This is a genomic window from Paenibacillus dokdonensis (assembly GCF_004916975.1).
Lineage (GTDB): Bacteria > Bacillota > Bacilli > Paenibacillales > Paenibacillaceae > Paenibacillus_AQ > Paenibacillus_AQ dokdonensis.
Map to the genome: position 1 here is coordinate 1,333,244 of NZ_STGQ01000001.1, position 20,142 is coordinate 1,353,385.

The 20,142-nt window shown below is 47.3% G+C and carries 20 protein-coding genes; all 20 read left to right on the forward strand.

Translation table 11 applies throughout. From position 1 onward, the window contains the following. Positions 1 to 10 precede the first annotated feature (10 nt). The 20 genes from E6W40_RS06220 to E6W40_RS06315 all read left to right on the forward strand — a co-directional run bounded on the left by E6W40_RS06220 (position 11) and on the right by E6W40_RS06315 (position 20,126). Positions 11 to 484 carry a MarR family winged helix-turn-helix transcriptional regulator gene (locus E6W40_RS06220; protein ID WP_136604690.1) on the forward strand — a complete coding sequence of 158 codons (474 nt, stop codon included), beginning with the start codon at positions 11 to 13 and terminating at the stop codon, positions 482 to 484. A 195-nt stretch (positions 485 to 679) separates the two neighbouring features. Then, complete coding sequence (gene sucC / locus E6W40_RS06225; RefSeq protein ID WP_136604691.1) at positions 680 to 1,840, forward strand: ADP-forming succinate--CoA ligase subunit beta; 1,161 nt, start codon at positions 680 to 682, stop codon at positions 1,838 to 1,840. Positions 1,841 to 1,876: 36 nt separating this feature from the next. Continuing rightward, a complete protein-coding gene (gene sucD, locus E6W40_RS06230) occupies positions 1,877 to 2,806 on the forward strand; it encodes a succinate--CoA ligase subunit alpha (protein ID WP_136604692.1) in 930 nt (309 codons plus the stop codon). Positions 2,807 to 2,920: 114 nt separating this feature from the next. Continuing rightward, positions 2,921 to 4,039, forward strand: a complete 1,119-nt coding sequence (gene dprA / locus E6W40_RS06235; protein ID WP_211146973.1) for a DNA-processing protein DprA — start codon at positions 2,921 to 2,923, stop codon at positions 4,037 to 4,039. Positions 4,040 to 4,189: 150 nt separating this feature from the next. After that, on the forward strand, positions 4,190 to 6,292 hold the full coding sequence (topA, locus tag E6W40_RS06240) for a type I DNA topoisomerase (protein WP_136604693.1): 2,103 nt from the start codon (positions 4,190 to 4,192) through the stop codon (positions 6,290 to 6,292). A 34-nt stretch (positions 6,293 to 6,326) separates the two neighbouring features. Continuing rightward, on the forward strand, positions 6,327 to 7,673 hold the full coding sequence (gene trmFO, locus E6W40_RS06245) for an FADH(2)-oxidizing methylenetetrahydrofolate--tRNA-(uracil(54)-C(5))-methyltransferase TrmFO (protein WP_136604694.1): 1,347 nt from the start codon (positions 6,327 to 6,329) through the stop codon (positions 7,671 to 7,673). 14 nt (positions 7,674 to 7,687) lie between these two features. After that, positions 7,688 to 8,230, forward strand: coding sequence for an ATP-dependent protease subunit HslV (gene hslV, locus E6W40_RS06250; protein WP_136604695.1), 543 nt, complete (start codon positions 7,688 to 7,690; stop codon positions 8,228 to 8,230). A gap of 17 nt (positions 8,231 to 8,247) precedes the next feature. After that, positions 8,248 to 9,651 carry an ATP-dependent protease ATPase subunit HslU gene (hslU, locus tag E6W40_RS06255; RefSeq protein WP_136604696.1) on the forward strand — a complete coding sequence of 468 codons (1,404 nt, stop codon included), beginning with the start codon at positions 8,248 to 8,250 and terminating at the stop codon, positions 9,649 to 9,651. A gap of 528 nt (positions 9,652 to 10,179) precedes the next feature. Then, on the forward strand, positions 10,180 to 10,587 hold the full coding sequence (gene flgB / locus E6W40_RS06260) for a flagellar basal body rod protein FlgB (protein ID WP_136604697.1): 408 nt from the start codon (positions 10,180 to 10,182) through the stop codon (positions 10,585 to 10,587). Positions 10,588 to 10,593: 6 nt separating this feature from the next. Further along, positions 10,594 to 11,049 carry a flagellar basal body rod protein FlgC gene (flgC, locus tag E6W40_RS06265; protein ID WP_136604698.1) on the forward strand — a complete coding sequence of 152 codons (456 nt, stop codon included), beginning with the start codon at positions 10,594 to 10,596 and terminating at the stop codon, positions 11,047 to 11,049. Between the two features lie 41 nt (positions 11,050 to 11,090). Continuing rightward, positions 11,091 to 11,402: a flagellar hook-basal body complex protein FliE gene (gene fliE, locus E6W40_RS06270; RefSeq protein ID WP_136604699.1), complete on the forward strand. Its 312-nt coding sequence runs from the start codon at positions 11,091 to 11,093 to the stop codon at positions 11,400 to 11,402. A 38-nt stretch (positions 11,403 to 11,440) separates the two neighbouring features. Further along, the gene (gene fliF, locus E6W40_RS06275; protein WP_136604700.1) at positions 11,441 to 13,015 is read left to right on the forward strand and encodes a flagellar basal-body MS-ring/collar protein FliF; all 1,575 of its coding nucleotides are present in this window, start codon (positions 11,441 to 11,443) and stop codon (positions 13,013 to 13,015) included. A gap of 11 nt (positions 13,016 to 13,026) precedes the next feature. Beyond that, a complete protein-coding gene (fliG, locus tag E6W40_RS06280) occupies positions 13,027 to 14,043 on the forward strand; it encodes a flagellar motor switch protein FliG (protein WP_136604701.1) in 1,017 nt (338 codons plus the stop codon). Beyond that, positions 14,036 to 14,884, forward strand: coding sequence for a FliH/SctL family protein (locus E6W40_RS06285; RefSeq protein ID WP_136604702.1), 849 nt, complete (start codon positions 14,036 to 14,038; stop codon positions 14,882 to 14,884). The genes fliG and E6W40_RS06285 overlap by 8 nt, the downstream gene beginning before the upstream one ends. Continuing rightward, positions 14,871 to 16,190 carry a flagellar protein export ATPase FliI gene (gene fliI, locus E6W40_RS06290; protein ID WP_136604703.1) on the forward strand — a complete coding sequence of 440 codons (1,320 nt, stop codon included), beginning with the start codon at positions 14,871 to 14,873 and terminating at the stop codon, positions 16,188 to 16,190. Before E6W40_RS06285 ends, fliI begins: the two co-directional genes overlap by 14 nt. A gap of 9 nt (positions 16,191 to 16,199) precedes the next feature. Next, on the forward strand, positions 16,200 to 16,643 hold the full coding sequence (fliJ, locus tag E6W40_RS06295; protein WP_136604704.1) for a flagellar export protein FliJ: 444 nt from the start codon (positions 16,200 to 16,202) through the stop codon (positions 16,641 to 16,643). 46 nt (positions 16,644 to 16,689) lie between these two features. After that, the gene (locus E6W40_RS06300; RefSeq protein ID WP_425464912.1) at positions 16,690 to 17,619 is read left to right on the forward strand and encodes a MotE family protein; all 930 of its coding nucleotides are present in this window, start codon (positions 16,690 to 16,692) and stop codon (positions 17,617 to 17,619) included. A 39-nt stretch (positions 17,620 to 17,658) separates the two neighbouring features. Further along, a complete protein-coding gene (locus tag E6W40_RS06305) occupies positions 17,659 to 19,143 on the forward strand; it encodes a flagellar hook-length control protein FliK (protein WP_136604705.1) in 1,485 nt (494 codons plus the stop codon). 18 nt (positions 19,144 to 19,161) lie between these two features. After that, positions 19,162 to 19,746 (forward strand): flagellar hook capping FlgD N-terminal domain-containing protein, encoded by a 585-nt coding sequence (locus E6W40_RS06310; protein WP_136604706.1) that lies wholly within the window; start codon positions 19,162 to 19,164, stop codon positions 19,744 to 19,746. Continuing rightward, entirely contained in the window at positions 19,743 to 20,126 is a 384-nt protein-coding gene (locus E6W40_RS06315) for a TIGR02530 family flagellar biosynthesis protein (RefSeq protein ID WP_136604707.1), read from the forward strand. The genes E6W40_RS06310 and E6W40_RS06315 overlap by 4 nt, the downstream gene beginning before the upstream one ends. Positions 20,127 to 20,142: the final 16 nt, after the last annotated feature.

Consider the following 20,142-nt stretch of genomic DNA (forward strand, 5'->3'; position numbering starts at 1 on the left):
TGGAAGTAACATGAAATCGAAGGAAATCGTTCCTCAGCTTCAACTGGAGAACCAACTGTGCTTTGCTGTATATGCTTGCTCTCGTGAAATCACGAAAATGTACCAGCCGTATCTTGAGAAGCTGGGAGTTACGTATTCACAATATTTGGTGCTTATGGTGCTGTGGGAGAAAAAGCAATGTACGGTGAAGGAGCTTGGTGAAGCTCTGTTTTTGGACTCAGGTACGCTGACTCCTCTTTTAAAACGACTTCAAGCTGCCGGCTTGATCAACAGAGAGCGCTCCGCCCAAGATGAGCGGAAGGTCATTATTACGCTTACTGATGAAGGTGTGCTTCTAAGAGATAAAGCGATTGATGTACCGGGATCCATGCAAAATGACGCCTGTATGAACGCCGACGAGTTTAACCGGTTGCTTGGAGAATTCAAGGGACTATTGGAGCGGGTTCACAATATTAATGTGCAGCGGGATGGGAAAAACAGCTGATTTAAGAGGTTGGAATTACCATAAAATTCCAAGCATTCTCTCAAACGGATTATATCGATATCAAAAAGCTGTCGATGTTAACACAGTTTGTTAAGGTAAGCGTTTTAAAAACATGGTACAATAGTTTGGGTTTATATTATTTTCCAAGAGAATAACCCGCCTTGTAGCAGTCATGTTGATAGGAGGATTCCGTAAATGAATATCCATGAATATCAAGGAAAACAGGTATTGAAACAGTATGGAGTTGCCGTTCCGAACGGAAAGGTTGCTTATACGGTGGAAGAAGCTGTAGAAGCCGCAAAATCGCTGAACAGCCAGGTTACGGTTGTAAAGGCGCAAATTCATGCAGGTGGACGCGGTAAAGCGGGCGGCGTTAAGGTTGCTAAAAATCTTGACGAAGTACGCGCATATGCCGAAGAGATCCTCGGTAAAGTGCTTGTCACACATCAAACTGGTCCGGAAGGCAAGCAAGTCAAACGCCTCCTGATCGAAGAAGGCTGCGATATCCGCAAAGAATATTATGTGGGTGTTGTTGTCGACCGTGCTACCGGCTGCGTCGTTATGATGGGCTCGGAAGAAGGCGGTACGGAAATTGAGGAAGTGGCTGCAGCGACTCCCGAGAAAATTTTCAAAGAAGTTGTTGATCCGGCAGTAGGATTGCAGGTTTTCCAAGCCCGCAGACTTGCTTATGCCATCAACATTCCTAAAGAACTGGTAAATAAGGCTGCTCAATTTATGATGGCCCTTTATACAGCTTTTGTGGACAAAGACTGTTCGATCGCTGAAATTAACCCTCTGGTTGTAACGGGTGACGGCAACGTCATGGCGCTGGATGCCAAGCTTAACTTTGACTCCAATGCATTGTTCCGCCATAAGGACATTCAGGAGCTGCGCGATCTGGACGAAGAGGACGAGAAGGAAATCGAAGCATCCAAGTACGACCTGAGCTATGTGGCTCTGGACGGCAACATCGGCTGCATGGTTAATGGCGCAGGCCTTGCTATGGCAACGATGGATATCATCAAACACTATGGCGGCGACCCGGCCAACTTCCTTGACGTAGGGGGCGGTGCGACGACAGAGAAGGTTACCGAAGCGTTCAAAATCATTCTCTCCGACAAGCAGGTTAAAGGCATTTTCGTCAATATTTTTGGCGGTATTATGCGTTGCGACGTGATCGCTGAGGGTGTTGTTGAAGCAGCGAAGCAGCTTGGCCTTACCCGGCCGCTGGTTGTGCGTCTGGAAGGAACTAACGTGGATCTCGGGAAGAAAATTTTGGCTGAATCCGGCCTGAATATCGTTCCTGCTGATTCTATGGCCGACGGTGCACAAAAAATTGTCTCGCTCGTAAAATAGGTACCTTTAAAATCGAACAGGGGATGTGAACGAATCGTGAGTATTTTGGTTGATAAAAATACAAAAGTGATTACCCAGGGCATCACCGGGAAAACCGCCCTTTTCCATGCAAAAGGCGCCCTTGATTACGGAACGCAAATGGTGGGAGGTACTTCCCCCGGCAAAGGCGGCACAACCGTGGATATTGAGCTTGAAAACGGCAGCTCTGTGAGCCTTCCTGTTTTCAATACCGTGGTAGAAGCCAAGAATGCTACAGGCGCTACAGCGAGCGTTATTTACGTTCCGCCAGCTTTTGCAGCAGACTCGATCCTGGAAGCCGTTGAGGCCGAAATGGAACTGGTTATCTGCATCACTGAAGGCATTCCGGTGCTTGATATGGTCAAAGTAGCCCGTTATATGGAAGGCAAAAAGACCGTTCTGATCGGACCAAACTGTCCAGGTGTCATCACACCGGGCGAATGCAAAATCGGTATTATGCCTGGATACATACATACGCCAGGACATGTGGGCGTAGTATCCCGAAGCGGAACGTTGACTTATGAAGCTGTTCATCAGCTGACTACCCGCGGCATTGGACAATCCACTGCGGTTGGTATCGGCGGGGACCCTGTAAAGGGAACAGAGTTCATCGATGTTCTGAAACGCTTCAACGAAGATCCTAACACCTATGCGGTGATCATGATCGGCGAAATCGGCGGTACTGCTGAAGAAGATGCTGCTGAATGGATCCGTGACAACATGACCAAGCCGGTCGTAGGCTTTATCGGCGGTGTAACTGCTCCTCCAGGAAAACGTATGGGCCATGCAGGCGCGATTATCTCCGGCGGTAAAGGTACTGCCAAAGAGAAAATCGCCAAAATGGAAGAATGCGGCATCAAAGTCGCTCCAACACCTTCCGACATGGGCTCCACGCTGGTTAGTGTTCTTGAGGAACGCGGCATGCTGGAGAAATGCTTGACACATTAATCCGATTTCGGGTTATTATAGGTTCAAAGGTAAGCAACCTTTTATTTCCTCCGGTAGGGAATAAGAGGTTGCTTTTTTGTGTTTTCATTAACATGGGATTGAGAGGTGAGTTCATTGGATATTCGCTGGCTGCTCATTGCATTGCACGAAACGAAAGGGGTTGGCAGAAAGAGCATTGCTCGTTTAATGATGGAAGGGATGTTGACAGAGGAAACCATGATTTATAAAGGAAGGGATTGGGAGGATTACGGTTTTTCTGCGGAAATATCGGAGAGGTTGGTTCACAATCTTACTGATTCAGCACTTCGGCAGAAGATAGAGGAGAGAGAGCTTGATCCGTTCATTCAGACACTGACCATTTTAGACAGCAGCTATCCTGCATTATTAAAAGAAAGTCCTGATCCGCCACTTGTTTTATATGTCAGGGGGAATTCCGACTTGTTGACCCGGCCTGGTATCGCAATGGTGGGGACCAGAATTCCAACAGCCTACGGCCGTAAAATGGGGGGAGAACTGGCACAAGGACTATGTGCGGGAGGATTAAACGTTGTAAGCGGTTTAGCCAGAGGAATCGACAGTATTTGCCATGAAGCTGCGTTATCATGCGGAGGAGGAACCATAGCAGTGATGGCCACGGGAATGGATGTCATTTATCCTCCAGAGAATAGGGCATTGTTCGCCAAAATCATCAAAGACGGCTTAATTGTAACAGAGTATCCACCGGGCACGAAGCCCCATCCGGGGTTGTTTCCCCAGCGGAATCGTATAATTGCTGGATTGTCGCTTGGTACGCTTGTTGTGGAGGCGGATGAGCGCAGCGGATCGTTAATTACAGCAGATGCTGCTCTGGATGCGGGAAGAGATGTCTTTGCTGTTCCGGGTCCGGTGACCTCGCCGAAGAGCCGAGGGGCGCTTAATTTGATCCGCCAGGGTGCCAAAATGGTATGCGGAGCCGCGGACATACTCGAGGAATATGTTTCATGGTTGCCAAAGGGGTACGAGAATACATACAATAGGGAAGTTCAGGTAAAAAAGATCCAATCGAATGAAGAAGGTCATTTGACAACGGATGAACTTCGACTATACCATATACTGGAGCAGGGACCGTTCACACTGGATGAGCTGCTGCAGCACAGCCGGTGGGATTTTGGACATTTGCATTCAGTTCTGTTATCTTTAATCATAAAAAAGCAGATTACCCAATTACCTGGTGCTATATATAAGACAATATAAGAAAAATGTTTATCGATGTATTTCCCATAGAACCCAGACCGCGTTAAGCGGAATTTTTTCTTGTGATTAAAGAATCGACCAGCTCTGCTGAGAATTTTAGATTTTTTAATTTTAATGAAGCTTTTGATTGTTGGAGAGGAGGATGAACCGATGGCTGATTCACTGGTGATCGTGGAATCGCCCGCAAAGGCGAAGACGATCGGAAAGTATTTAGGCAGCAAATATATCGTAAAGGCTTCCATGGGCCATGTTCGCGATTTGCCAAAGAGCCAAATCGGGGTTGAAGTAGAAAACGAATTCAATCCGAAGTATATTACCATCCGCGGAAAAGGTTCCGTGTTAAAAGAATTGAAGGATGCCAGCAAAAAGGTGAAAAAGGTTTATCTCGCAGCTGACCCCGATCGTGAAGGGGAGGCTATTGCTTGGCATTTGGCTCATGCCTTGGAGCTGGATAATACGGAAAGCTGCCGGGTCGTGTTCAACGAGATTACGAAGCAAGCCGTTAAGGATGCTTTTAAAACACCGCGCAAGATTAATATGGATCTGGTCAATGCCCAGCAAGCCAGACGAATTTTGGACCGGCTGGTAGGTTACAAGATCAGTCCTTTATTATGGAAGAAAGTTAAAAAGGGATTGTCTGCAGGGCGTGTCCAATCGGTTGCTGTCAAGATTATTCTGGACCGTGAAAATGAAATCGACGCTTTCGTTCCTGAAGAATACTGGTCAATCACAGCCAAGCTTGCCAAGGGCAGCTCCGTGTTCGAAGCAAAGTTTCATCAGCTGGATGGACAGAAGAAAGAGCTTTCCAAGGAAGAGGATGTCCAGGAAGTTTTGAAAGCCATCAAGGGAGCGACCTTTAAGGTTGCAGAATTGAAGGAAAAGGAACGTCAGCGGCATCCTTCACCTCCGTTTACGACGAGTTCCCTGCAGCAGGAGGCAGCGCGGAAGCTTAATTTCCGGGCAGCGAAAACGATGTCCGTTGCTCAGCAGCTGTATGAAGGTGTGGAACTTGGCAAGGAAGGTACCGTCGGTCTGATTACTTACATGCGTACCGACTCCACTCGAATTGCCGTTTCTGCACAGGAAGAAGCCAAAGAATTTATCGATGGGAAATACGGCAGCCCGTTTGTACCTGAAACACCGCGTGAGTATTCGAAGAAAGCAGCGAATGCTCAGGATGCGCATGAAGCTATTCGTCCAACTTCAGTGCTCCGTGATCCGGAGTCGGTAAAGTCCTTTATGAGTCGTGACCAGTTCAGATTATATAAGTTGGTTTGGGAGCGTTTTGTAGCAAGTCAAATGTCATCGGCTCTTCTGGATACCCTCTCGGTGGATATCACTGCCGGCAGTGCAGTATTCCGCGCTACGGGTTCGAAAGTACGCTTTCCGGGCTTCATGAAAGTGTACGTTGAAGGAAACGATGACGGAACGACAGAGGAAGAGAAATTTCTGCCGGCGTTGTCTCCCGGAGACAAGCTGAAAAAGGAAGAGATTGATCCGAAGCAGCATTTTACCCAACCGCCACCGCGTTATACCGAGGCTCGTCTTGTGCGCACGATGGAGGAACTTGGGATTGGACGGCCAAGTACTTATGCTCCGACGCTGGAGACCATTCAAAAGCGGGGCTATGTAGCCATTGAGGAAAAGAAATTTATGCCGACCGAGCTTGGCGAGCTGGTTATCGAGCAAATGGAGCAGTTCTTTCCTGAAATACTTGACGCAGAGTTTACCGCACATATGGAAGAAGACCTTGACCATGTGGAGGAAGGCTCTGAAGATTGGGTAAAGGTTCTGAAGGAATTCTATGGTTCATTTGAGAAGCGTTTGGAAGTCGCTGAAGAAGAAATGAAGGAAATCGAAATTGAAGATGAGGTTTCCGATGAAATTTGTGAGAAATGCGGAAAGCCAATGGTCTATAAGCTCGGCCGTTTTGGTAAGTTTCTGGCCTGTTCAGGATTTCCGGATTGCCGGAATACCAAGCCCATCGTGAAGGATATCGGGGTAACCTGTCCGAAATGCAAAGAAGGCCATGTGGTGGAACGCCGGAGCAAAAAGGGACGGATCTTTTATGGATGCGACCGTTATCCGGAATGCGATTTTGTTTCATGGGACCGTCCTTCAAGCAAACCTTGCCCGAAATGCGGCTCCTGGATGGTAGAGAAACGGAATAAGCAGGGTGCAAGACTTCAGTGCACATCCTGTGACCATGTAGAGGAAATAGAAGAAAATGAAGACAATGACGAGATTGTATAACAGCATGCTGCTAGAAGCTTAGGAGGTAATGGATTTGACAGAAATAAAACAGGTAACCGTCATCGGTGCCGGTCTGGCGGGCAGCGAAGCTGCCTGGCAGATTGCAAGCCGCGGCGTTCCCGTGAAATTATATGAAATGCGTCCTGTTGTAAAAACACCTGCCCATCATACGGACAAGTTTGCTGAGCTGGTGTGTACGAATTCACTGAGAGCTAACGGATTGACGAATGCTGTTGGTGTGCTTAAAGAAGAAATGCGAATGCTGAATTCCATTATTTTGGGATCAGCTGATAAAAATGCGGTTCCTGCAGGTGGCGCCCTCGCTGTAGACCGTGATGGATTTTCGGGAGATATCACGGATATTCTTCATAACCATCCATTGATTGAGGTTGTAAATGAAGAAATTCAGCATATACCTGAAGATGGGATTGTTGTCATCGCGACTGGCCCTCTGACCTCACCTTCACTCTCTGCTGAGATCAAGGCATTGATGGGAGAGGAATACTTCTATTTTTATGACGCAGCCGCGCCGATCGTGGAAAAAGATTCGATCGATATGAGCAAGGTATATTTGGCGTCCCGGTATGATAAGGGAGAGGCAGCTTATCTGAACTGCCCGATGAATGAAGAAGAGTTCGATGCATTTTATGAAGCTCTCGTATCGGCCGAAGTGGCCCAGCTGAAGGAATTCGAAAAAGAGGTATACTTCGAAGGATGTATGCCGATTGAAGTCATGATGCAACGCGGCAAGCAGACAGCACTCTTTGGACCGATGAAGCCTGTAGGCTTGGTGAATCCGCATACAGGTACGCTTCCGCACGCAGTTGTTCAGCTTCGCCAAGATAACGCAGCCGGAACACTGTACAACCTGGTTGGCTTCCAGACACATCTCAAGTGGGGCGAACAAAAACGTGTATTCTCCATGATTCCAGGCCTTGAAAATGCCGAGTACGTTCGTTACGGAGTTATGCACCGGAATACATTTGTTAATTCGCCGCGACTGCTGAAGCCTACATACCAGCTCAAAACGAATGAGAACCTGTTCTTTGCCGGTCAAATGACAGGTGTGGAAGGATATGTCGAATCGGCAGCATCCGGGCTCATAGCGGGAATTAATGCCGCTAGAAAGGCCAAGGGAGAGGAACTTGTCATTTTGCCCGAAACCAGTACGATCGGCAGCATGGCACATTATGTCACGAATGCAGATCCGGCACATTTCCAACCGATGAATGCGAACTTCGGTTTACTGCCTGGGCTTGAAAAGAAAATCCGCAACAAAAAAGAGAAAAATGAGGCACTCGCTAACCGCGCTTTGGCAAGCATCACTGAATTTGTAAATTCGTTTGGTGCATCTGCAGTACAGGCAGGAAGTCTAGACTAGGAGGCTTGACAGGTATGGAGATGTCATTTCATGCAACGACGATTTGCGCCGTTCGTCACAATGGAAAGGCGGCAATCGCCGGCGATGGCCAGGTGACGTTCGGTGAGAATATGATCATGAAGCAGACCGCCAAAAAGGTCCGACGGCTCTATAGAGGCCAGGTCGTCGCCGGCTTTGCCGGTTCTGTGGCGGATGCCATTACGCTGTTTGAGAAGTTCGAGGGCAAGCTGGAGGAGCATCATGGCAATTTGCAGCGTGCTGCTGTGGAGCTTGCGAAGGATTGGAGATCAGACCGCGTCCTGCGCAAGTTGGAAGCCTTGATGATTGTCATGGATAAAAGCGGTATGCTGCTGATCTCCGGCGGCGGAGAAATTATCGAGCCTGATGATGATGTTCTGGCGATTGGATCCGGAGGCAATTTCGCTTTGTCTGCCGGTCGTGCGCTCAAACGTCATGCGCAGGATCTTGAAGCGAAGGATATCGCACGCGAAGCCCTGAAAATCGCTTCCGAAATTTGTGTTTACACCAATGGAAATATCATCGTGGAAGAGCTGTAAAAGCGAGGGGGATGCAAATGGATAACCAGAACTTGACTCCGAGACAGGTCGTTGCCGAATTGGATAAGTATATCGTCGGTCAAAAACAGGCGAAGAAATCCGTAGCCGTTGCTCTACGTAACCGCTATCGCCGGAATCTCCTTCCAGATGATGATCGCGATGAAATCGTACCTAAAAATATTCTTATGATTGGGCCAACGGGTGTAGGTAAGACCGAGATTGCCAGACGTCTGGCGAAACTGGTAAACGCGCCGTTTGTCAAAATTGAGGCTACCAAATTTACGGAAGTCGGATATGTCGGTCGTGATGTGGAGTCGATGGTACGCGATTTGATTGAAACCTCTATACGTATGGTGAAAACGGAACGTACGGAAAAAGTGAAGGACCGTGCGGAAGAGCTTGCGAATGAGCGGATTGTTCACATTCTCGTTCCATCTGGCGGAAAAAACAAGAATCAGCGGAATCCGTTTGAAATGATCTTCGGAGGCGGCAACAATAATCAACAGGAGCCGGAAGAAGACAAAGAGCAGGACAGCTCCATCGTCGAACGCCGCCGCCAAATCAAATTCAAGCTGCTTTCGGGCGGTTTGGAGGATGACCTGATTGAGATTGACGTAGAGGATAATGCGCCGAACATGATGGATATGCTTGCCGGTCAGGGCAATGACCAGATGGGCATGAATATGCAGGAAATGTTCGGAAGCCTGCTTCCAAAACGGACCAAAAAGCGCAAGCTGCCAATCAAGGAAGCCCGTAAAGTACTGACTCAAGATGAAGCCACCAAGCTGATTGATATGGATGATGTCATTGCAGAATCCATTTACCGTGCTGAGCAATCCGGTATTATTTTTATCGACGAGATCGACAAGGTAGCGAGCCAAGGCAAAGGATCGGGCCCTGACGTGTCCAGAGAGGGCGTACAGAGGGATATTCTGCCAATTGTCGAAGGATCCACTGTGATGACCAAATACGGCCCTGTAAAGACGGATTTCATTCTGTTTATTGCGGCCGGTGCATTTCATATCGCCAAGCCTTCGGATTTGATTCCGGAGCTTCAAGGAAGATTCCCGATCCGTGTCGAATTGAACAGCCTTTCACTGGATGATTTTGTCTCGATTTTAACGGAGCCGAAAAACGCGATTACGAAGCAGTATAAAGATCTGCTCAAGACCGAAAATATTGAAATTGAATTTTCACAGGATGCAATCAAGGAAATCGCCAAGATTGCCGCTTCTGTCAATGACAGTATGGAGAACATCGGAGCGCGCAGACTTCATACCATTCTGGAGAAGCTGCTTGAGGATCTCTCCTTTGAGGCACCTGAGCTAACATTGGAACAGATGACCATTACTCCGGAATATGTGCGTGAGAAGCTCGCTGGTATCGCCCAGGATCGAGATTTGAGTCAATATATCTTATAAGACTAAACTCAATTCATGTATTTTCACAAAAAGGACTGAGTTTGGTTGCAGTTTGTTTTGCATGATAAACACAAATAACCCGATCAGAAGCCTAAAGGCATACATTCTGATCGGGTTATTTAGCTAAAAAGGCGGAAATTTGAAAATAGTTTTATAAAGACAGAGTGATTTCATGATAATAGCTTTCGCAAATCTGAAAAACCGGGACTCTTGGGTTTTGGTTTTGACGAAAAGTGGCGATGCGAAAGCCTGATATGAACCTCTAATCCCTTATCCCGAGCAGTTTTAGGAATATCTTAACAAAAAATAAGAAAAAAGCCCTCCTTTTACCCAAAAGATAGGGCTTTTTTCTTATTGTAATATGACCCAATCTTTAAGAAACTTAGGATATATGACAAGTTAGTAAAATTTTCTACTTAAGACCTAGAAATATTGTTGATTTTGATTTCTTTTGTCGAAAAAAACAAGATTCAGAAAACCGCAGCGTGAAAAATCTTTATATAATATATGGAAAAGGGGGACAGCAAAATGGATCTGTTGAACAGTACCAGTTTTCAGCGCATGGAGACTGGCCTGCAAGCGGCAAACCTCAGGCAGAACGTCATTTCCAACAACATCGCGAACGAAGAGACACCTTACTTTAAACGGTCGGAAGTGTCGTTTGAAAATCTGCTGCAGCAGGAAATGAATGGAAATACACCCCAACTGCGGGGGAAGGTTACAAATCCCCGGCATTTCGTTATAGGTCCTATGAGCTCGATACCTGAGCCGGTCGTTACTGTGGATCAGTCCACAGCTATGAATAATAACCTTAACAATGTTGATGTCGACAGTGAAATGGCCAATCTGGCAGCGAACCAAATTCAGTATAATTCTTACATCCAGCAAATGAATGAACAAATCAAAATGATGCGTGTAGCCGTAGAGGGGAGATAAGGTTAAATGAATTTGAACAGCAGCTTTGGCATCAGCGCATCAGGTCTGACAGCTCAGCGACTCAGAATGGATGTTATTTCTTCTAATATAGCCAATGCCGAAACGACAAGAGCGTCAGTGGTTAATGGACAAGCCGTTCCTTACCGACGTAAAATGGTCGTTTTTTCTCCGAATGAATCCAATTTCGCTAACATGCTGCAGGCACAAATGGGCGGCGAGAATGCTTCTCCGGCCCGTGGCGTAAAAGTAACGGCGATCCAAGAAGATTCAACTCCCTTAAAGCCTGTATATAACCCAAACCATCCGGATGCAAATGCTGAAGGATATGTATATATGCCTAATGTAGACCTCACCAAAGAAATGGTAGATATGATATCTGCTTCTCACTCCTATAACGCCAACGTAACCGCATTGAACGCTTCGAAAGCCATGGTCATGAAGGCTCTAGAAATAGGACGTTAGTTCCTTTTATTTAAATTAAAATTATGCAAGGAGGGACATTAATGATTCAAAACACCATGTTTTCCACTCAAGCTACACAACCGCTAAAGATGCTGGAAAGCAGCAAAAGCAGCGAGGCAACACCTTCTGAATCTCTTAGCAAGTTTGGTTCTTACCTGGAAGATGCCATCAGCCAGATTGCTGATCAGGAAAAAGCGTCCGAAGAGATGAGCAACAAATTCATGCTCGGACAGGTAGACGTTGACCAGGTAATGATTTCCTCAGAAAAAGCGCTTTTGAGTCTGCAGCTTACGTCTCAAGTCCGCAATAAGGTCATCGAGGCCTATCAGGAAATCATGCGTACGCAAGTATAACCGTAGATTGCTAAGATTCGGGTAGGGTGGGTGACGTTGTGAATGAAAGAATCGCCCAATATAAGGACAAGATCGTCCAATATTGGAATCAGTTCAGCAAAAAACAAAAAACAATATTTTTCTCTACACTTGCTCTAATCATCATTGCTATTGTGATGCTGACAATGCAGCTTTCCAAAACGGAATATGAGGTCGCGTTCAAGGATTTGAATTCCAGCGACTCTGCAGGCATCATGAATTATTTAGATACGAACAACATTCCGTATAAGCTGGGTTCCGATGGTAAAACGATCTCTGTGCCGAGTACGCAAGCCGCCCGCATCAAAGTGGATGTTGGCTCCCAAGGAATTGTTCAGAATGGTTCGATTGGATTCCGTGCTTTTGACTCATCTTCGTCAATAGGAACAACAGACAGTGAGTTCAATGTCAAATACAACAACGCCTTAAACGGTGAAGTTGAACAGCTCCTTACACGGATGAACGGTATTTTGGAAGCAAAGGTTCTCGTAACCCTGCCCAAAGAAAGTGTGTTTGCCGGAACGGATGATCAGGAAAAAGGGAATGCTTCCGTCGTGCTGAAATTTAAGCCGGGATATCATCCGAATCAGGAAACAGTCGATGGATATTTCAACCTCGTCAAAACAGCAGTTCCCAATTTGCCGATTGAGAATATCACGATGATGGAAGGCGACACTGAGCTGTTACCGTCATCAAGAGGCGGACAAGGAACATTAAGCAGTTCAGTTGAAGAAAACTTCGCACTGCAAAAGAAATTCGAAAATGAAGTTCGCCAAAATGTAAGACAGTTTCTGGCTCAGTTCATGGGTCCGAATAAGGTAGATGTCCTGGTTGTCTCCAAACTGAATTTTGATAAAGTTCAAAGCAAAGAAAATATGGTTACACCTGTGGATGCCGAAAATATGAAAGGCATCGAAATCAGCGTTCAGGAAATTTCCAAGAATTATACAGGTAAGGCTAATCCGGACAGCGGCGTGGCAGGCACGGGACAATCCCAAGTTCCAACCTATCCAAGCGGTTCATCAACCGGTGATGTGACTTCCGAGGATCTGTCGAAGACAGTGAATTACGAAGTGAATCACATAACTAAGGATATTATATCCAGCCCATATTCTGTAAAAGATTTAACCATTAATGTGGCCGTTGAACCACCTACCGGGCAAAAGGCGGTAGATCAAGCGACAAAAGATGCCATTCAAAATATTTTGGTGAATATTGTCAGAGCGTCCCTTGCAGATTCAGGTGCTACATATACAGACGCTGACCTGGCTAAAAAAGTTTCGGTTTATTCGCAACCATTTGGTGGAGAAGTAACCCAAACGAAAGGTTTGAATCTTTCCAAAGGAGTTCTTTGGGGCATTGGTCTTGCCGCGCTCGCTTTGCTAGCAGGCGGCGGGTTCCTGATATTCCGCCGACGCAAACAAAGAGAAGAGATGGAAGAAGATCTTCCATTGCCGGCTCCAACAGAGTTCCCATCCATTAGTTTGGAAAGTGTGACCAACGAGAGTCAGGTACGCAAACAGCTCGAAACGCTGGCGAAGAAAAAGCCGGAGGAATTTGTCAATCTACTGCGTACATGGCTTGCTGACGAATAGAGGTGAATCCAATGGTAAAACCAAACAGCCAGGGTTTAAGCGGGCGGCAAAAAGCGGCGATCCTGCTCATTACTCTGGGTCCGGAAGTTTCGGCTCAAATCTTCAAACATCTTAGAGATGAGGAGATTGAGCAGCTGACCCTGGAAATTGCAAATGTCCGTAAAGTAGATAGTGTGGAAAAAGAAATGATCCTGTCAGAGTTTCATCAAATCTGCCTGGCTCAGGAATATATATCACAGGGTGGCATTAATTACGCCAAGGAAATATTGGAGAAGGCCCTTGGATCTCAGAAAGCGCTCGAGGTTATTAACAGGTTGACAGCAACATTGCAGGTTAGACCGTTTGACTTTGCTCGTAAAGCGGATCCAAACCAGATCTTGAACTTTATCCAGAATGAGAATGCACAAACCATTGCGCTCGTGCTGTCCTATCTGCAGTTTGAACAAGCAGCGGCCATTTTGTCCTCACTGCCTCAGGATAAGCAGGCGGATGTGGCAAGAAGGATTGCTGTGATGGACAGTACATCGCCTGAAGTCATTTCCCAGGTGGAGAAGGTACTGGAACAAAAACTGTCAGCTACAGTAACCCAAGACTACACCAATGCAGGTGGTATTGAGTCGATCGTTCAAATTCTGAATGGGGTCGACCGCGGTACCGAGCGTACGATCCTTGATTCGCTCGAGATTCAGGATCCGGAGCTTGCCGAAGAAATCAAAAAACGGATGTTTGTGTTCGAAGATATTGTCAATGTGGACAACCGATCGATCCAGCGGATTATCCGCGATGTGGAAAGCGCAGATCTGCAGCTTGCTTTGAAAGTGGCAAGCGAGGAAGTACGGGATGTTATTTTCCGGAATATGTCCAAGCGCATGTCCGAAACCTTCAAGGAAGAAATGGAATTTATGGGACCGGTACGGCTGCGTGACGTGGAAGAGGCACAGACCCGCATCGTAGGTACGATCCGCAGATTGGAAGAAGCCGGTGAGATTATTATTGCTCGCGGCGGAGGGGATGACATCATTGTCTAATTTGATTAAATCCTCCCAGTATGTGCCTGTTGAAATGCTGAAAAAGCTGGATCTAGGGCATCGATATGCTTCTTCCGATGAGAATGAGGAGTTGGAAGAAGAGAACGTAGAAGAAGTCAAAGAAATTCAGGCGGATGAGGAATCCAAACGCCTTAGCAAAGAAATGCTTGAGGATGCTCGTGAATTTGCTGAACGCCAGGTACGTGAGGCTTCTGATGAAGCGGAACGTATCTTGGCGGAAGCGAATGAACAAATTGACGGCTGGTGGCAAGAACGCAGACTGCAGGATGAGCATTTGGTGGAGGCTCTTAAATCTGAAGGATATGACACGGGATATCGTGAAGGATCCGAGAAGGTTCTTGCAGATTTGCAGGATCAGATTTCACAGATGATGGAAGAGGCTCAGACGGTGCTGAAGCAGGCATATCTGATGAAAGAACAAATTATTCAGGAAGCGGAGCCGTTTCTGGTTGAGCTAAGCTGTGCTATTGCCGAGAAAGTCATTGATAAGCAGCTGACTTTAGAATCTGATTATGTCATTGACTTGATCAAGAGCAATTTATCACGCAAGCGGGAACAAGGTGTGATTACCCTGTGCGTGGCTCCAAAGTATTTCTCATTTGTTCAGGCAGCCAGAGAGGAACTCGGGGCTGCGATCGATTCGCAGGCTGAGCTGCAGATCATACCTGATTCCACGGTTCATGATCGTGGCTGCGTCATCCGTTCTTCTTTTGGAAGCGTGGATGCAAGAGTTGATACGCAGTTGACCGAGATCAAGAAGGAGCTTATCCGGATCGCACTGGATGACGAGGAGCGTAGAGAACAGGATGAAGATGCTTAATAGCGGACGGTACATGGAGCACCTGCGGAACATAGATCCCGTTAGAGTGAATGGCAAAGTGACCCAGGTCATTGGGCTGATGGTAGAGTCTGAGGGGCCTGACGCGAGTGTTGGAGATGTTTGCTACATTTATCCGACAAAAGGCGCAAAGCCGCTACAAGCTGAGGTAGTCGGGTTTCGGGACAATAAAGTACTGCTGATGCCGCTTGGTGAGCTGCAATCCATTGGCCCGGGCTGCGATGTGGTGGGTACTGGCAAGCCGCTGAGTGTTCAGGTGGGCTCCGAGCTTCTGGGTAAAGTACTTGATGGACTTGGACAGCCACTCGACGGATCGCTGATTCCGACACGGATGCCTCACAGCTCCACATACAATGAACCTTCCAATCCCTTGAATAGGCCGCGAGTAAAGGAACCCATCAGCATCGGAGTAAGAGCTATCGATGGACTGCTAACGATTGGCAAAGGACAGCGGGTTGGTATTTTCGCAGGTTCCGGTGTCGGAAAAAGTACACTTATGGGAATGATTGCCCGGAATACCTCTGCAGATGTGAATGTAATCGCACTGATCGGTGAACGTGGACGAGAGGTGCTGGATTTTATCGAGAGAGATCTCGGTCCGGAAGGATTGCAGCGCTCCGTAGTCATTGTAGCAACATCGGATCAGCCGGCGCTGGTGAGAATTAAAGGGGCTTTGATCGCAACGACCATAGCGGAATATTTCCGCGACCGGGGCATGAACGTCATGCTAATGATGGACTCGGTAACCCGCTATGCCATGGCGCAGCGCGAGGTAGGACTTGCCGTTGGAGAGCCGCCAGCAATGAGAGGTTATACGCCTTCGGTATTCGCGAGTTTGCCCAAGCTGCTGGAACGGGCCGGTACAGGACCAACGGGTTCTATTACCGCTTTCTATACGGTGTTGGTAGATGGTGATGATATGAACGAGCCGATTGCCGATGCCGTCCGCGGGATATTAGACGGGCACATCGTGCTTAACCGTAACATTGCCAACAAGGGGCATTTTCCCGCAATCGATATTCTCGCAAGCATTAGCCGGGTGATGAAAGACATTGCACCGGAAGAACAAATAGAAGCCGCCGATAATTTGAAACGTCTGATGGCGGTTTATAAAGACTCGGAGGATCTAATCAATATCGGTGCATATCAACAAGGCTCAAATGAACAAATCGACGAGTCGATTGATAATATTCAGCAAATCTGGGATTTCACCAAACAAAAGGTGAATGAAAAGGTGACACTGGAACAGGTGCAAGAACGCTTGATTTCCGAATTTTCAAGGAGATGACCTTAAGGTATGAAATTTCAATATGCGTTCCAAAAAATCGTGGACTTGAAAAGTAACGAGAAAACACAGGCTGAGTGGATGCTATCAAGCGCAATCGGAAGACTGCAAGCCGAGGAAAAGTCACTTGGCGAGCTCATGGATAACAGGGAACGGATGGCGAACGAGCTTCAAGAGGCCGCTGAGCAAAGAGTTCCGGTTTCGAAAATTCGGGAATTTCAAATGTATGTGGAGCATCTGGAACAGTGCATTGAGAAAAAACATACCGATGTGCAGCATGCAAACGTCAATGTTGAAATGAAAAAAGATCAGCTTTCCCATAAGGTACTGGATGAAAAGGTTTGGCTCAAGGCGAAGGATAAAGCCAAGGATTCTTTTCAGCAAAGTATGCTCCTGAGGGAACAGAATGAATTGGATGAAATGGCAACAGTAAGGTTCGCCATGAAAGCGAGATAGATGAACCGGATAGAAACCAAGCTGTTGCCTCGGGGGTGGATTGATTTTGGCAGAGAATGATTTTGAGGTAGAGAAGGAGTCAGCAGGGGGATTTGAGAGGTTTCTATTCTTTATGATACCCATCATTTTTACGATAGTCCTACTCGGGGTCCTTCTGACCTTGTTTAATGTAAATGTCCGTAACGATATGCTGGAATGGGCCCAAAAAATTCCGGTCGTCAAAAACTGGGTGCCGGATCCTGTCAAGGATCCTGAGAAAACCAAGCTTCAGGATGCTAAGGATCAGGTCAAGAGCGCAAATGCGACGATTGATGAGCTAAAAAGCAAGCTGGCGTCCCAGGAAGCAAACCTTCAGAAGGCGAAGGAAGAGAAGACGCAGCAGGAGCAGAAGCTTAAGGGCGTTCAGGATCAGCTGGATTCGGCGCAAAAGTCAGCAGAAGAAGCGGCTGCTAAAGGAACGGAGACTGACGCAGACCCTTATGAGAAGCAAATCAAGGATCTTGCCAAAATGTATGCCGACATGAGCCCGAGCAAAGCAGCGCCGATTATGCAGAATATGACGACAGAAGAAATGGTTCAACTCCTTAGTGTGATGAAGAACGATAACAGAATGGCCATTTTGGCTAAAATGGATCCCAAGGTTGCAGCTGACGTGAGTATGAAGCTCAAAGATGCGGTTTCCTCGAGTGATTTGGCTATTGCGGCATTGCAGTCACGCATAGATAAGGATACGGGAGATAAGCAGGCGGCATCGGCCTCTGGACTGGATAAGACGCAGATCAGCCAAACCTTCGCGAGTATGCCGGCCAAGAGTGCCGCGGGACTGCTGTTATCGACTTATAAAATTTCACCGGAAAAAGTATTGACTATTCTTAATTCCGTGGATGATTCTACCCGTTCCGGAATACTTGATGCCATGAGTACACAAGATGCCAAAACTACCGCTGTTATTTTAAACAAACTGATGAGCAAATAGTATTTTTGCCGATCTTCTATTGAAAGGAGGTGAAAAAATATGAGTCTGTTATTTCAGAATATTGCAGGTGCCAGTAGTGCAGGCGGCAAGACAACGGCTGCAGGCGGTAAACAAGCAGCCGGAACAGCTGCTGCGTCAGGTGCGAATGCTTTGGCAGGAGCAGGTACATTCAACCAGTCTCTGGCCCAAATGATGACCGGTGACGGAACGCAGCAAAATGCTGCCGCCATCATTGGTGCGGGTACGCTGCTGGAAGGGTTGATGAAGCTTGTTGCGCTGAGTTCATCTTCTTCTGGCGATGAGGGCAATGGTGAAGGACAGGATGTGTCGAACCTTCTGCAAAGCATGCTAGGCGATACAGATAAACTGGATGAGGCTGTTGCGACCGACCCGGGCCTGCTGGCAGCGCTTCAGGGCTGGCTAGGGCAAATTCAGAATCTTCTGAACCAGGATACTTCAGCGGGCAGTGAGGCATTGACGGCGAATGGGGAAGCATTAACTGGTCCGCTTACTGAAAATCCGGCGACGATCCGCTTTGTAGTACAGGACGGTTTAGCCCAGCTTGTCTCCATGCTGCAAAAGACGGATGAAAACGGCAATGCTCCGCTTGAGGCTATGAAGCTATTACAGACGTTCCAGGATATTCTGGGTGATGCATTTCCTGCACAACCGAAACAATCTACCTCCGGACAAGCAAATGAGGTTTCGCAGGTAAGCCATGCAAAATCGGAGTCTTCTTTATCTGGAACCGAAGTGAAGCGTTTAAGCACATTACTGGATTTCATTCAGCAAAACGAGAACACAACTGTTATTAAGAACATCCAGGCGACGCCCTCTCTTCTATCCAAAAGCACTGCAGCCGACGCTTCCGTAAGCACGTTGTTCAAAGGCGAGCAGGGGACAGCCGGCGGAGAGCAAGCAGCCGCTGCTGTGGACAAGCAGGAACCCGTTAATGATATTTTCAGCACACAAAGCACGATGACGGCAGGCCAACTGGTGATGAGGCAAGGAATTAATTCATCCGTGAAAACAGCTGGTGCTCCAGTACCCGTTGAAAAGTTTTCCGAGGAAATGACTGGATTTGTCGTGAGTAAGCTGGATTTCGTTAAGCAGCAGGGAATGTCTGAGGCACGTATAACGCTTTACCCGGAAAACCTGGGGCAAGTGGACGTCAAGCTGACAATGCAAAATGGGCAGCTCGTCGCTCAGTTTACGACAGAACATGCAGCGACCAAGGATTTGCTCGAACAGCAGATGAGCCAGCTGCGCTCTTCACTGCAAACGCAGGGAGTACAGGTCGAAAAGCTTGTAGTCAGTCAAAACCAGTCGCTTCAATCACAAATGTATCATGACGGCCGTCAGCCAAACTCCGGTCAACAGCAGCAGTCGGGCCGCCGCTCCAAGGAGAGGGAAGCCCCATCCGATGATGCGCTGAAGATCGCTGAGATTGGAGAAGAGCTGAACGAATGGCTGGCTGGACAAGAAGAGGCACAAGGCGGAAATTCATTTATGGCAAAAGCTTAAAATGGAGGTGAAAAAAAGATGGCTGATACTTTTTCAACATCGAATATTTGGCCTAACTACTCGGCTTCAAACGTTGCCAAAGCAAGTTCGAAAACACAGAGCTTGGGTAAAGACCAGTTTCTCAGCATTTTGATAACACAGCTGCAGAATCAGGATCCGATGCAGCCGATGGAAGACAAAGAGTTTATCGCCCAGATGGCTCAATTCTCATCCGTAGAGCAGCTGATGAATATTTCGAATCAGATTACCGCCTTGGGACAGTCGCTCGGTAATGTTTCAGGATTGATCGGTAAAGAGATTACCTGGAAGGACGAGGGCGATGCGGAGAACGGCGGTACGGCACAGCTCAAATCAGGTATTGTGGACTCCATTCTGGTAAAAGACGGTGTCCAATATGCGTCAGTTGGTTCAGTAGCGATTCCTTTGACCAAAATCCTTGAAATCAAGGAAGCGTCAAAAGAAGAAACGGCTCCACCTGCGGATGGAACGAATCCTGCAGAGAATCAAAATACGATTCCTGTTCAAGACCCGGCTGAAAACAGTGCTGAAGGGGAGACGGAGAGCGCAGGAACAGATGGATCTGGAAGCGGTGAAACCATATGAGCGAACGTTTGACCATCGGGCAGCTGTATCCCTCCAAGATCCACCCGGCAGCTCAGAATGCAGCCCAGCGGAGTTCGCAGCAGGAATCATCACAAACTTCTTTTAACCAGATTTTTAAGGATGAGCTGCTAAAGTTCAGCAATCATGCAGCCAAGAGGCTCGAACAAAGAGGCATTGAACTAAAGGGCGAACAGTTAGCCCGGATCCAGAGTGCAGTTGAGAAAGCTGCTGCCAAAGGAAGCAAAGAGTCGCTGATCTTAATGAAGGATATGGCGTTGATCGTAAATGTGGCAAACCGTACAGTTGTGACGGCGATGGATGGAAATTCCATGAAGGATAATGTATTTACTCAAATTGATAGCGCGGTTGTCATTTCTTGACCTGGCTGGCCCGACA

What these genes read in the sequence shown, in the direction of transcription:
- fliG (WP_136604701.1), top strand. Translation starts at nt 13,027, where the DNA reads ATGGTAAAACCAAACAGCCAGGGTTTAAGCGGGCGGCAAAAAGCGGCG.
- E6W40_RS06315 (WP_136604707.1), top strand. Translation starts at nt 19,743, where the DNA reads ATGAGCGAACGTTTGACCATCGGGCAGCTGTATCCCTCCAAGATCCAC.
- E6W40_RS06310 (WP_136604706.1), top strand. Translation starts at nt 19,162, where the DNA reads ATGGCTGATACTTTTTCAACATCGAATATTTGGCCTAACTACTCGGCT.
- hslV (WP_136604695.1), top strand. Translation starts at nt 7,688, where the DNA reads ATGGAGATGTCATTTCATGCAACGACGATTTGCGCCGTTCGTCACAAT.
- fliE (WP_136604699.1), top strand. Translation starts at nt 11,091, where the DNA reads ATGATTCAAAACACCATGTTTTCCACTCAAGCTACACAACCGCTAAAG.
- topA (WP_136604693.1), top strand. Translation starts at nt 4,190, where the DNA reads ATGGCTGATTCACTGGTGATCGTGGAATCGCCCGCAAAGGCGAAGACG.
- flgB (WP_136604697.1), top strand. Translation starts at nt 10,180, where the DNA reads ATGGATCTGTTGAACAGTACCAGTTTTCAGCGCATGGAGACTGGCCTG.
- hslU (WP_136604696.1), top strand. Translation starts at nt 8,248, where the DNA reads ATGGATAACCAGAACTTGACTCCGAGACAGGTCGTTGCCGAATTGGAT.
- E6W40_RS06220 (WP_136604690.1), top strand. Translation starts at nt 11, where the DNA reads ATGAAATCGAAGGAAATCGTTCCTCAGCTTCAACTGGAGAACCAACTG.
- fliI (WP_136604703.1), top strand. Translation starts at nt 14,871, where the DNA reads ATGAAGATGCTTAATAGCGGACGGTACATGGAGCACCTGCGGAACATA.
- sucC (WP_136604691.1), top strand. Translation starts at nt 680, where the DNA reads ATGAATATCCATGAATATCAAGGAAAACAGGTATTGAAACAGTATGGA.
- fliJ (WP_136604704.1), top strand. Translation starts at nt 16,200, where the DNA reads ATGAAATTTCAATATGCGTTCCAAAAAATCGTGGACTTGAAAAGTAAC.
- E6W40_RS06305 (WP_136604705.1), top strand. Translation starts at nt 17,659, where the DNA reads ATGAGTCTGTTATTTCAGAATATTGCAGGTGCCAGTAGTGCAGGCGGC.
- flgC (WP_136604698.1), top strand. Translation starts at nt 10,594, where the DNA reads ATGAATTTGAACAGCAGCTTTGGCATCAGCGCATCAGGTCTGACAGCT.